The following is a 13,434-nucleotide window of genomic DNA, read 5'->3' on the forward strand; positions in this document are numbered from 1 at the left end:
CAGGCGGCGAATGGTCTGCCTTCGTTTACACCCTAACAACCTGCAAGCTATAGTTTCGCCCTCGTTTATCCCTGTATCGCCTGGTTCAGCCGGGCTTTCGTCCGAGGAATTCCCCGATGAAGTTCGAAGGCACTCAGTCTTACGTCGCCACTGACGACCTGAAACTGGCGGTTAACGCTGCCATTACGCTTGAACGCCCATTATTGATCAAGGGTGAGCCTGGCACCGGCAAGACCATGTTGGCTGAGCAGTTGGCCGACTCGCTGGGCGCCAGGCTGATTACCTGGCATATCAAGTCAACCACCAAGGCACACCAGGGCCTGTATGAATATGATGCAGTCAGCCGCCTGCGCGATTCCCAGCTGGGTGTCGATAAGGTGCATGACGTGCGCAACTATATAAAGAAGGGAAAACTGTGGGAGGCGTTCGAATCCGAAGAACGCGCAATCCTGCTGATTGATGAAATTGACAAGGCCGACATCGAGTTCCCCAATGATTTGCTGCAGGAACTCGACAAGATGGAATTCTACGTCTATGAGACGAACGAGACCATCAAGGCAAGCAAACGACCTATCATCATCATTACCTCGAACAACGAGAAGGAATTGCCAGACGCCTTCCTGCGCCGGTGTTTTTTCCATTACATCGCCTTCCCTGATCGCCAGACCATGCAGAAGATCGTCGACGTGCATTATCCGAAGATCAAGAAAGAGCTGGTATCCGAGGCAATGGATATTTTCTTCGACGTGCGCAAGGTGCCCGGCCTCAAAAAGAAACCTTCAACCTCCGAACTGGTGGACTGGCTCAAGCTGCTGATGGCAGATCAGATTCCCGAAGCCGTCCTGCGCGACCGCGATCCAACCAAGGCGATTCCGCCGTTATATGGCGCTCTGTTGAAGAACGAGCAGGACGTGCAGCTGCTTGAACGCCTGGCGTTCATGACCCGTCGGCAGAATCGCTGATAGCGCTTGAGCCAGGCTTCGCGCGTTTAGCCAACCGCGCGTCACAATCGAAGCAGTGTCATTACCGACGTGGCATCCGGAGTCTGCATCGCGGGCCCCGGATATCCGGTCTACCCGTAGATAAAGGGGGTGCCCGATGTTACTGGGCCTGTTCAACGAAATGCGCGCAGCCAAGGTGCCGGTATCGGTGCGGGAGCTGCTGGATCTGATCAATGCGCTGAAACACCATGTGGTATTCGCCGACATGGACGAATTCTATTATTTGACACGCACGGTCATGGTCAAGGACGAACGTCATTTCGATAAATTTGATCGGGCGTTCGGTTCTTATTTCAAGGGGCTCGAGAGTCTCGATCAGCTGCTTGAGGCGTTGATTCCAGAAGATTGGCTGCGCAAGGAGTTCGAGCGCATGCTGACTGACGAAGAGCGGGAAAACATCAAGTCGCTCGGCGGTCTGGACAAGTTGATCGAGGAGTTCAAGAAGCGCCTCGAGGAACAGAAGGAACGTCACGCCGGCGGGAATAAATGGATCGGCACGGGTGGCACCAGCCCCTTCGGTTCGGGTGGCTATAATCCGGAAGGCATCCGCGTCGGTGATGCGGGCAAGCGTCAGGGCAAGGCGGCCAAGGTCTGGGACAAGCGCGAGTACAAGAACCTCGATGATCAGGTCGAGTTGGGTACGCGCAATATGAAGGTGGCGCTCCGGCGGTTGCGCAAGTTTGCCCGGCAGGGCGCTGCTGACGAACTGGACATCGATGGCACCATCGATCACACCGCCCGTGACGGCGGTCTGCTGAATATCCAGATGCGGCCTGAACGGCGCAATGCTGTGAAGCTATTGCTGTTGTTTGATATTGGCGGCTCCATGGATGCGCACATCAAGGTATGCGAAGAGCTCTTCTCCGCGTGCCGCACCGAATTCAAGCATCTGGAGTATTACTACTTCCATAACTGCGTGTACGAATCCGTGTGGAAGAACAATTTGCGCCGGACGGCAGAACGTACGTCCACCCTGGATCTGCTGCACAAATACGGGTCCGACTACAAAGTGGTTTTTGTCGGCGATGCGGCGATGGCACCGTATGAGATCACACAACCAGGCGGTAGCGTCGAGCACTGGAACGAGGAGGCTGGACACGTCTGGATCCAGCGCTTCATGGAGAAGTACAAGAAGCTTATCTGGATAAACCCCTATCCCAAGGACGCCTGGGACTATACGACCTCTACGCGCATCGTCAGAGACCTCATTGAAGACCGCATGTATCCCTTGACCCTCGAAGGTCTGGAAGAGGGGATGAAGTACCTGGCCAAGTGACCGGGGAATCCTGACCGGGTTGTCGAGCGCTGCTGGACGCCATCAGGTCGGCAGGCTTCCCGGTTGATGGCCTCACCGGTGAGCCGCGGCTTGCGAATAAATGGTTTGTAGTGTTTCAACCAGCGCCTCTGCATGTGTTTATTGTCAGAGCCTTTGCCTTCGGCTTCTTTATGACTTGAGCTCTTCAATAAATCTTACGTTTGGCATCACGCGCGGTCACGTGATGCCAATCGCGTCAATCAAGCCGAAATCGTTACTGCTGGCAGCGCAGGACGGGGCAGGCTGACTTTTTCGGTCGGCGCCATAACGGTGGCGACACCCTCAACCACCTTTTTTCCGTCCTGATTGAAAACCGGTGTGGCGATTCGCACGCGGTTTTTAGGCAGCTTCTCAAGCACTTCGAGATCAACACGAATCTCGTCACCCAGGCGTACCGGACGCAAGAAACTCAACTCCTGACCTATATAAATGGAGCCAGGCCCGGGGAGTTCGCACGCGATGGTGGCGGATATGAATGCGCCGGCGAGCATGCCGTGGGCAATGCGTCCTTTGAAAGGGGTTGCTGCGGCGAACGCTTCGTCCAGGTGTACGGGGTTTACGTCTCCGGACACTTCGGCAAACAGGACCAGATCACGCTCTGTGACGGTGTGAGAAACGCTGGCCGTGTCGCCAACCTTGAGTTCGTCGTATGTGCGGTTTTCGAGCATGTGCATCATTGGCTTCCAGATCGTGATGTTGAATGAATCCTGCCGATATAAGCGGCGAGGGCGGTGAGTCGATTCTACCGCAGTTGCAACTTGTAACAGCAGCTGTCAGCGGGGTTGGCGGAAGCCGGGTGCGGATGCCATATTCATGTCACTGATGGAGCGGATCTGCGTTTTGCACCAGCCCTGGTTACTGGTAGTTTGCTGGGCACAGTAGCGCCCGCTCAGTCGCTGTAGGCCGTGAATCAAAACAATCGGGAAAGAGGACAAAAATAATGGATGTAGCATTCTGGGACGACAAACGGCCCGCCGGCGTTCCTAACGACATAGATCTGAATCAGTACAGTTCCATCATCGATGTGTTCGAACGCTCGTGCAGCAAGTATGCCGAGCGTCCCGCCTTCACCTGTATGGGCACTACGATCACCTATGGTGAGTTGGAGAAGCAGGCCGGTGCCTTTGCCAGCTATCTGCAGAATCACACTGACCTGCAACCCGGTGATCGCATCGCTATCCAGATGCCGAACGTATTGCAGTTCCCTGTGGCAGTGTTCGGGGCGATTCGTGCAGGGCTGGTGGTAGTGAATACCAATCCGCTTTATACCGCGCGGGAAATGCGGCATCAGTTCACTGACTCGGGTGCCAAGGCGCTTGTGTATATGAACGTATTCGGCCACCTGGTTGAGCAGGTACTACCCGACACCGAGATCAAGCATCTCTTTGAAGCGCGCATGGGCGACATGCTCCCCACGCTCAAGGGGACCCTGACCAACCTGGCGGTCAAACACCTGCGTAAAATGGTGCCCGAATACAACCTGCCTGGTGCGGTGTCGTTCAAGGCTGCACTGGCCCGCAGCAAGGGCAATTCACCGCGTCAGGTCGGCAAGACCATGGACGACATCGCTGTTCTGCAATATACCGGCGGCACCACCGGCCCCTCCAAGGGTGCGATGCTGACGCACCGTAATCTGGTTGCCAACATGCTGCAGGTGTACGCCAACATGCAGCAGCTCGACAAGAACGGCCAGAAGATCATGAGCGACGCAGGGGAGATCGTCATTGCGCCCCTGCCGCTGTACCACATCTTTGCGTTTACGGTGAACCTGATGTGCATCATGGTGGCCGGGCACCATAACGTGCTGATAACCAATCCGCGGGATATCACCGGCTTCGTTCGCGAGCTGAAAAAATGGAAGTTTTCCTCGATGGTCGGCCTGAATACGCTCTTCGTGGCGTTGATGGATCATCCCGAATTCGACCAGATCGATTTTTCCAATCTGAAAGGCACAACCTCTGGTGGCACCGCGCTGGTCAAGGCAACGGCTGATCGCTGGGAGAAAAAAACCGGCAAGAGTATTGGCGAAGGGTATGGCTTGACCGAGTGCTCGCCGGTTGTCTGTTCCAGCCCGAGTGATGGCCTGCAGCGTCTCGGTTATGTCGGTCTGCCTGTGCCCGGTACAGCGGTGAAGACCATCGATGACGATGGCAATGAAACAGCGATCGGCGAACGGGGAGAGCTCTGCGTCAAGGGTCCGCAGGTGATGCTGGGTTACTGGCAGCGATCCGACGCCACCGCCGAAGCGATTGATGAAGGTGGCTGGCTGAAAACCGGTGATATCGCAGTGATCGAGGAGGACGGCTTCGTTTGTATCGTCGATCGCAAAAAGGACCTGGTTATCGTTTCAGGTTTCAACGTATATCCGAACGAGATAGAAGATGTCGTCTCGGCTCACCCGAAGGTGGCCAATGCGGCTGTTATCGGAGTGCCTGACGAGAGATCCGGCGAGGCGGTCAAGCTCTTTGTGGTGCCGAACTCACCGGATCTGACGATCGAAGAGCTCAAGGCGTACTGCAAGAAGAACTTCACCGGGTATAAAGTGCCGCGGCATTACGAACTGCGGGATTCCTTGCCGATGACTCCGGTCGGCAAGATTCTCCGCCGCGAACTCCGCGGCCAGTAACACTCGCAAGCGACAGCTGCCCATCGTCCGGCTTCCGGCGATGGGCAGCCTTGTTTCCAGCCCCCCCCCCTGATTCCGCGACGGCGCGGCAATGCAGCCTCAACCGAACGTCTCCCTACAGGCTGGCAGTGTTGGCCCGTTGGCCGATAACCCTTCCTATCGCCGTCAACGCCAGATTTTTAGCCTACTGTCACAACGCCAAATGATGGAAATTGCGTTACTGGTCGGGCTATAGAAAAACTGCTAATCTTCGGCCACTTTTCGACTCAATTGGACCAAATATTCATATTTGAATCGAAAGTCACATCATTGCGGAAACCCAAAAAAAGCGAATCGGCTGTGGCATGACCGGTCGAGCTAAGGAGCGGGGCATCTAATGCACGAGAATTTCTGGAAGGACAAGTATCCGGCTGGCATCGTTACGGAAATCGATCCCGACCAATACCCCAGTGTGCTTGCTGTATTGAAGGAATCATGCGAACGCTTCGCTGACAAGCCAGCGTTCAGTAATCTGGGCAAGACCATCACCTATGGCGAGCTGTATCGGTTATCGGGTGAGTTTGCTGCGTATCTGCAGGCGCACTCCGGGCTGCAACCAGGTGACCGCATCGCCATCCAGCTCCCGAATGTGCTGCAATATCCCGTCGTTGTGTTTGGCGCCATGCGCGCCGGTTTCGTGGTAGTGAATACCAATCCCTTGTATACCGCTCGGGAAATGGAACATCAGTTCAATGATTCCGGGGCCAAGGCACTGGTCTGCCTGGCGAATATGGCTCACCTGGCGCAGGAAGTGGTGCCGAAAACCGGTGTGAAGCACGTAGTGGTGACGGAAGTAGCCGACATGCTGCCAGCCTTCAAGCGGCTGCTGATCAATGCCGTGGTCAAGCACCTCAAGAAAATGGTTCCGGACTACTCCATTCCCGGCTCGACGACTTTCGTCAAAGCCATGTCCGCTGGCAAGAACGCACATCTTACTGAAGCCAGCCCCAAGGGCGACGATACCGCCGTGCTGCAGTACACTGGCGGTACCACAGGTGTCGCCAAGGGCGCGATGCTGACTCACCGCAATCTGATAGCCAACATGCTGCAATGCAAAGCGGTCATGCCGGCGGAGCTGCGCGACGGTGAAGAAGTGTTTATCTGTCCGTTGCCGCTGTATCACATCTACGCGTTCACCTTTCACTGCATGTCGGTCATGGTTACGGGTAATCACAATATCCTGATCACCAATCCCCGTGACATTCCGGCTTTCGTCAAGGAAATCTCCAAGGTCAAATTCAGCGGCTTTGTTGGCCTGAACACACTGTTCGCAGCATTGTGTAATGACGAAGCGTTCCGTCAGCTGGATTTCAGCGGTATGAAACTGACCTTGTCCGGCGGCATGGCATTGCAGCAGGCGACTGCCGAGCGCTGGGAAAAAGTGACCGGTAGCAAGGTCTGTGAAGGTTATGGCATGACCGAGACCAGCCCGGTGGTATCTGTGAATCCTGCCAATGCAGTGCAACTCGGCACGATCGGCTTGCCAGTGCCCTCGACCCTGTGCAAGATCATCGACGATGACGGCAACGAGCTGGCCATCGGCGAGCGCGGCGAGTTGTGTGTCAAAGGCCCACAGGTGATGAAAGGCTACTGGAAGCGTCGGGAAGCAACCGAAGAAATGCTCAGTGCCGACGGTTGGCTGCAAACCGGTGATATCGCTGTCATCCAGGAAGATGGCTATATGCGCATCGTCGATCGTAAAAAGGACATGATCGTCGTTTCCGGCTTTAACGTGTACCCCAACGAGCTGGAGGACGTGATGGCTGCGATTCCTGGCGTCGTGCAATGTGCCGCCATCGGTGTCCCCGATGAAAAATCCGGCGAAGCGATCAAGGTATTCCTGGTCAAGGCACCGGGAGCCGACTTGACTGCCGATCAGGTCAAGACCCACATGCGTGAGAAGCTGACAGCATACAAAGTGCCGCGTCAGGTCGAGTTCCGCGACGAGCTGCCTACTACCAACGTGGGCAAGATCCTGCGACGCGAATTGCGCGATGAGGAACTGAAGAAGCTCGGCGCGAAATAACACTCCCGCACGGTTCTTTGCGACAATAAGCCCCGCCCGGTTGCCCGGTCGGGGTTTTTGCTTTTTCCGCCATCTGAAACAGACAGGAATGAATGACCGATTTTCATGCATTAGCCGCTAACCTTGATCAGGCCATGTCCGCAGACCGGCACCGTTTGTTGAGGCAATTGCACGCCCTGGGCAAGCAGCCCGAACCAGCTCGGCTTGAGCAATGGCTGGCTCGGTTTGACAAGTCGCGCAGCAGAGTCGAGTCACGCCGGGCCAGCATCCCGCCCATGCGTTATGACGACAACCTGCCCATAGCGGCCAAGCGCGCGGAGATCACCGAGGCCATAGCCAATAACCAGGTGGTGGTGATTGCCGGCGAAACCGGCTCGGGCAAGACCACGCAGATTCCGAAAATCTGCATGGAGCTTGGCCGCGGTGCCTATGGCCTTATCGGACACACGCAACCACGGCGTCTGGCAGCGCGCACTGTTGCCAGCCGGGTGGCGGAGGAGGTCGGCACCACCCTTGGCGAACTGGTAGGTTTTCAGGTGCGTTTCACTGACCAGAGCAACGAGCGCACCCTGGTCAAGCTGATGACCGACGGCATCTTGTTGGCCGAAACCCAGCACGACCGCTTTCTCAACAAGTACGACACCCTGATTATCGACGAGGCGCATGAACGCAGCCTGAACATCGACTTTCTGCTTGGCTACCTCAGAACTATCCTGCCCAAGCGCCCCGATCTGAAAGTCATCATCACTTCGGCAACCATCGATCTGGAACGCTTCTCCGAACACTTCGATGGCGCCCCGATTATAGAGGTGTCCGGGCGGACCTTTCCTGTGGATCTTTGGTACAGGCCGTTGACGGCTGAGATCGATGAAGAGGGCAATCAGGTCGAGGAAGATCTGAGCATCGATCAGGGCATCCTCGCGGCGCTCCAGGAACTGGAAGCGCACGAGCGTGCCAATCGGTTGCCACCGGGGGATGCTTTGGTGTTCTTACCCGGTGAACGGGAGATTCGCGACACCGCTGAATACCTGCGCAAAGCCAATCTGCGTCACACTGAAATCCTGCCTTTGTATGCGCGCCTGTCCGTGTCCGAGCAGCAAAAGATCTTTGCCTCGCATGCCGGGCGCAGGGTGGTACTGGCGACCAACGTGGCGGAAACATCGCTCACTGTGCCGGGCATACTCTATGTGATCGATCCCGGCGAGGCGCGCATCAGCCGTTACAGTCCGCGTTCCAAGGTTCAGCGTCTGCCGGTGGAGGCGATTTCCCAGGCCAGCGCCAATCAGCGCAAGGGCCGCTGTGGTCGTGTGGCGCCCGGGATCTGTGTGCGGTTGTATTCCGAGCAGGACTTCGAGAGCCGTCCCGCCTTTACTGATCCGGAAATACTGCGCACCAATCTCGCAGCCGTCATCCTGCAAATGCTGCATTTGCGGTTAGGCCGCATCGAAGATTTTCCCTTCATCGAGCCACCGGATGGCCGCGCCATCAGTGATGGCTTCACTCTGTTGCAGGAGCTGGGCGCAGTCGATAAAGCTGGCGCCATCAGCGAGGTCGGGCGGCAGCTAGCGCGGTTGCCGGTCGACCCGCGTATTGGTCGGATGCTGATCGAGGCAAACGAACGCAATAGCCTGGACGAAGTGTTGATCATTGCCAGCGCCCTGGCCGTGCAGGACCCGCGCGAGCGTCCGATCGAACGACAGCAGGCAGCGGATCAGGCGCACAGTCAGTGGAAGGATGAAAGCTCCGACTTTGCTGCCTTCATCAATCTGTGGCGCGGCTTTGAATCCCAGCGTCAGGAGCTGAGCCAGAATCAGTTGCGCAGCTGGTGCCGACGCAATTTCCTCAATTATTTGCGCATGCGTGAGTGGCGTGAGACGCATCGACAATTATTGCTGACCTGCCGCGAACTGAACCTGTTCGTGAACAAGGAGCCGGCAGCCGACGATGCAGTGCATAAGTCACTACTTGCCGGCCTGCTCAGTCAGCTCGGCAATAAAACCGAGGAGGGCGATTACATGGGCGCGCGGCAACGCCGCTTCATGTTGCATCCATCCTCGGCGCTGGCGAAGAAACGGCCGGCGTGGGTCATGGTGGCCGAGCTGACCGAGACGCGCAGGCTGTACGGGCGCCTCGCCGCCAAGATCGATCCGCTGTGGGTCGAGCCGCTGGCAGGGCACCTGGTCAAAACCAGCCATAGCGAGCCACATTGGGAGAAAAAGCGCGGGCAGGTCATCGCCTATGAACAGGTCACGCTGTATGGGCTGATCATCGTGCCGAAACGCAAGGTGCACTTCGGGCCGATTGACCCGGCCGCCTCGCGCGAGATTTTCATTCGGCAGGCGCTGGTGGCTGGCGAGTGGCATGGCCGCTCGGCGTTCAACAGGGCCAATCAGGCACTGCTTGAGGAGCTGGTGGCGCTTGAAGCCAAGGCGCGCAAGCGGGACATTCTGGTCGATGACGAAACGCTTTATCGCTTTTTCGATGCGCGGATTCCGGCAAATATCTATCAGCTGGCGAGTTTCGAGCGTTGGCTCAAGAAGCAAAGCCAGGCCGACCCCACGCTGTTACATATGACCCGCGAGGAGCTTCTGCAGCGCGACGCCAACGAAGTCAGCGTTGAGCAGTACCCGGATACCTGGCGCTGGGAGCGTGTTGCACTGCCGCTGAGCTATCACTTCGAGCCGGGGCACCCCGAGGATGGCGTGACGCTCCGCGTACCCGCTGCATTACTTCGGCAGCTCCCCGAGGAGCGGCTCGACTGGTTGGTGCCGGGTCTGATCTATGACAAATGTCTGGCGTTGGTCCGTGGATTACCCAAGGCGTTGCGCAAGAATTTCGTTCCCGTCCCGGACTTTGTCCGCGCCGCGCTTGAGCGTATGCCCTTCGGTCAGGACAAGCTGACCGAGGTCCTCGGTCGCGAGCTCAGTCGCATGACGGGTGCGCGCTTGCCAGAGGATGTCTGGGACCAGGTCGAGGTCGAAGACCATCTGTTGATGCGGCTCGAGGTGGTGGACGCCGACGGCACTCCGATCGCGACAGGGCGCGACTTCAATGCCCTGTGTCGTCAGGTGTCAGGCCAGACTGTCGCGGCGATGGAGCACACCCCGGCGGCGCAGCATGCAGCGCCTGCCGGAACGCCCGGCGAATATGCCCTGCCGCAGACGGTGAATCGTAAACAGGCGGGGATCGCCGTGACTTTCTGGCCAGCGTGGGTTGAGCAGGGCGATGAGGTGGTTGAGCAGCTTTTCGATATCGAAGGGCAAGCCGAGCAGGCGCACCGGCGCGGGGTACAGCGGTTACTCCTGCAGCGATTGCCCGAGCAGGTGAAATTCCTGAGGCAGAAAGTACCTGCTCTGAAAGAGGCGGCTATCTATTTTCGTGAACTGGGTAACCAGCAGCAGCTGACCGATGATGTCTTGCTGGCGACCGTGGATAGGGTGTTCTTGCCGGCCGGACAACCGCTGCCGCGGGATCCGCAGACGCTCGACAACCTGCTCGCGCAGGGCCGCGGGGACTTCATCCCGGCTGCAGAAAAGCTCGCAGCGCTGGTACTGACTATCCTCAAGAGCTGGCACGGTATCCAGAAACGGCTCAAGGGCAAGATCGATCTGTCCTGGGCGTTGGCGCTGAATGATATCCGGGAGCAGCTAAGCGGTCTGGTGTTCAAGGGATTCGTGCGGGATGTGCCGGCGGAATGGCTGGACCAGTACCTCCGGTATCTAAATGCCCTCGATCAGCGGCTGGACAAATTGTCCGCGCAGGTGCAGCGTGACCGCGTGTGGACCGATGAAATCCAGCAGCTTTCGCAGCAGTATCGCGCCAGGGCAGAAAAGTACCGCCAGGAAGGCCGCTGGGATGATCGCCTGGTCACCTGGCGCTGGTTGCTGGAAGAATATCGGGTATCGTTGTTTGCCCAGCAACTCGGTACCCGTGTACCGGTGTCGGCCAAGCGGTTGAATAAACTGTGGCAGGAGATCCCCGCCTGATGCCGGCGCCAGGGGTGGGGCCGCCTAGGTTGCGTGTCAAATGACGCCATGCGGCGTTGCGCGACTTGGCAAGGGAACAACCATTACCTGCGTCCCGTGCGATCCACATGGATGCGGTGAATGCAGCAAGCCCGCCGGGAGCGGGCTCCACCTTGCGCAACGCCGCCCGGCCTGGCGCCGTTTTACACGGCAACGCAGCTCGCGATGAAACGGGAACAGACTCTGGGCTTCAGTTCAGATACAAGGATCAATCTGTGACGCAATTGCTCATCAGCTCCGAATTGCTTTCCGTCTCGGCGGAGGTACGGCTACACGTCCAGCACGTACGCACCGGTGCGGGCGGCCCGGCGATTTTGCTGATCCACGGGCTGGCGGAGGACAAGCATGTCTATCATCTGAACTCCGGCGGCGGGCTCGCAGTTTTCCTCGCAGAAGCGGGATTCGACGTTTACATTGCCGAGTTTCGCGGTTACGGCAAGAGCAAGCCAGAGCTCAAGCCGGGTATGGAAATCAGCCAGCATCAGATCATTACCGAGGACCTGCCGGCTTTCTTTGATCTGATTCAACGCAACCACCCGGACGAAGCCTTCTTTGCAGCCGGACATGGCTGGGGCAGTGTGTTGCTGGCTAGCGCGCTGATTCGCCGACCAGAGGTACTGGGCAAAATCGCCGGTCTGGTGCATTTTGCCGGCAGCCGGGCGCGCCAGGGCGGTTTGCGTCTGCAAAGCATGCCCTTGGAACTGCTGTGGCGGCGTGTTGCACCGCTCATGGGTCACCGCAAGGGTTTGATCCCTGCCTGTTCGCTGGGCATCGGCTCGGCAGATGTATCGCTCAGGCTGCATGCTGAGCATCTGCAATGGGCCTGGGGTGGTGAATGGCGTGATCAACAGGACGCTTTCGATTATGCTCTGGCATTGAGAACTCTGGCCTGGCCCGCGGGATTGTATCTGGCGGGCAATGAAGACCACCATCTGGGGCATTTTTCCGACGTCAAGGCGTTTGCCTGCGAGCTGGGCGAGCATGACGCGCAGATAATAAGACTGAAGAAGGGCACCGGTTGTTCCCGGGATTACGGCCACAACGACCTGCTGACGCATCCGCAAGCCGAGGTGGATCATTTCCCGCTGGTGCTGTCCTGGCTTGCACAGCACAGCCCTGAAATACCGTCGCAGCCTCGTGATACAACGATGCGCGACACCAACACTAATTGACGAGGACCGACCGTGCATAGAGTCGTGATAAGCGGAACAGGATTGTACACCCCGCCGAACAGCATCAGTAATGAAGAGCTGGTCGAGAGTTTCAATGCCTTTGTGGCGAAGTTCAACGAAGAGAACGCCGAGGCGATCAGCCGGGGTGAGGTGGAAGCGCTGTCGCCGTCCAGCACCGAGTTTATCCAGAAGGCTTCAGGCATCAAAAGCCGCTTCGTGATGAACAAGAGCGGCATTCTCGACGTTGACCGCATGAAGCCGGACATTCCCGAGCGCAGCAATGACGAATGGTCGATCCTGTGCGAAATGTCAGTCAAGGCGGCGACTGAGGCGCTGGAACGCGCTGGCCGTGCTGCGGCGGACATCGACGGCGTCATCGTTGCCTGCTCCAACCTGCAACGTCCCTATCCGGCCATCGCCGTCGAAGTTCAGGAAGCGCTTGGTATCGAAGGCTTCGGGTTCGACATGAACGTGGCATGTTCTTCAGCAACCTTTGGCATCCAGACCGCCGCCAACTCGGTGCGGCTGGGCCAAGCGGGGGCGATCCTGATGGTCAACCCGGAGATCTGTACTGGCCACATGAACTTCCGCGACCGTGACAGCCACTTCATCTTTGGCGATGCCTGTACTGCGGTTGTGGTCGAACGTGCCGATCAGGCGGTTTCGAACAACCAGTTCGAAGTTCTCGGTACCAAGCTGCTGACCAAATTCTCTAATGCCATCCGCAATAACTTCGGCTTTCTCAATCGGGCCGATGAGAGCGGTCAGGAGTTGCCTGACAAACTGTTCATCCAGCAGGGCCGCAAAGTATTCAAGGATGTCTGCCCAATGGTGGCTGACCTGATCGGCAAACATTTGCAGGAGACCGGTCTGCCGGTCGCCGACGTCAAACGCTTCTGGCTGCACCAGGCAAACCTGAACATGAATATGCTCATCGCCCGCAAACTGCTTGGCCGTGACCCGGAAGAGCATGAAGCACCGGTGGTGCTGGATGAATATGCCAATACCAGCTCCGCCGGTTCCATTATCGCGTTCCACAAGCACCAGGACGACCTGCCTGCAGGTAGTCACGGCGTTATCTGCTCCTTCGGAGCGGGGTATTCGATTGGCTGTGTGATTGTGCGCAAGCTCTAAAATTAGGCTGGCCTGGCGAAGAGCCGAACCGCAAACTCAAAAAAATTGGCCTTAGGGCCAGCATCGCCGCGAGTCGCGCCTTGTATGGTTTTCCTA

8 protein-coding genes are annotated in these 13,434 nt (G+C 57.6%); 7 read left to right on the top strand and 1 reads right to left on the bottom strand.

The window, feature by feature from the left end; genetic code table 11:
• Window positions 1-116: 116 nt before the first annotated feature.
• Both FZE95_RS12635 and FZE95_RS12640 read left to right on the top strand, forming a co-directional pair.
• Window positions 117-962 carry an AAA family ATPase gene (locus FZE95_RS12635; protein WP_150301226.1) on the top strand — a complete coding sequence of 282 codons (846 nt, stop codon included), beginning with the start codon at window positions 117-119 and terminating at the stop codon, window positions 960-962.
• Between the two features lie 136 nt (window positions 963-1,098).
• On the top strand, window positions 1,099-2,277 hold the full coding sequence (locus FZE95_RS12640) for a vWA domain-containing protein (protein ID WP_150301227.1): 1,179 nt from the start codon (window positions 1,099-1,101) through the stop codon (window positions 2,275-2,277).
• Between the two features lie 239 nt (window positions 2,278-2,516).
• Here the strand turns inward: FZE95_RS12640 and FZE95_RS12645 are convergent, their stop codons facing one another.
• Window positions 2,517-2,990: a MaoC family dehydratase gene (locus tag FZE95_RS12645; protein ID WP_150301228.1), complete on the bottom strand. Its 474-nt coding sequence runs from the start codon at window positions 2,988-2,990 to the stop codon at window positions 2,517-2,519.
• Between the two features lie 266 nt (window positions 2,991-3,256).
• Here FZE95_RS12645 and FZE95_RS12650 point away from each other — a divergent pair, with 266 nt between their 5' ends.
• The 5 genes from FZE95_RS12650 (at window position 3,257) to FZE95_RS12675 (ending at window position 13,338) form a co-directional block, all read left to right on the top strand.
• Window positions 3,257-4,942: an AMP-binding protein gene (locus tag FZE95_RS12650; protein ID WP_150301229.1), complete on the top strand. Its 1,686-nt coding sequence runs from the start codon at window positions 3,257-3,259 to the stop codon at window positions 4,940-4,942.
• Window positions 4,943-5,318: 376 nt separating this feature from the next.
• A complete protein-coding gene (fadD1, locus tag FZE95_RS12655) occupies window positions 5,319-7,007 on the top strand; it encodes a long-chain-fatty-acid--CoA ligase FadD1 (RefSeq protein WP_150301230.1) in 1,689 nt (562 codons plus the stop codon).
• A 92-nt stretch (window positions 7,008-7,099) separates the two neighbouring features.
• Window positions 7,100-10,993, top strand: a complete 3,894-nt coding sequence (gene hrpA / locus FZE95_RS12660; protein ID WP_150301231.1) for an ATP-dependent RNA helicase HrpA — start codon at window positions 7,100-7,102, stop codon at window positions 10,991-10,993.
• A 254-nt stretch (window positions 10,994-11,247) separates the two neighbouring features.
• The gene (locus FZE95_RS12670) at window positions 11,248-12,204 is read left to right on the top strand and encodes an alpha/beta fold hydrolase (protein ID WP_190324561.1); all 957 of its coding nucleotides are present in this window, start codon (window positions 11,248-11,250) and stop codon (window positions 12,202-12,204) included.
• A gap of 12 nt (window positions 12,205-12,216) precedes the next feature.
• Entirely contained in the window at window positions 12,217-13,338 is a 1,122-nt protein-coding gene (locus tag FZE95_RS12675; RefSeq protein ID WP_150301233.1) for a beta-ketoacyl-ACP synthase III, read from the top strand.
• The last annotated feature ends 96 nt before the right edge of the window (window positions 13,339-13,434 follow it).

This window comes from Pseudomonas profundi (genome assembly GCF_008638305.1).
Lineage (GTDB): Bacteria > Pseudomonadota > Gammaproteobacteria > Pseudomonadales > Pseudomonadaceae > Halopseudomonas > Halopseudomonas profundi.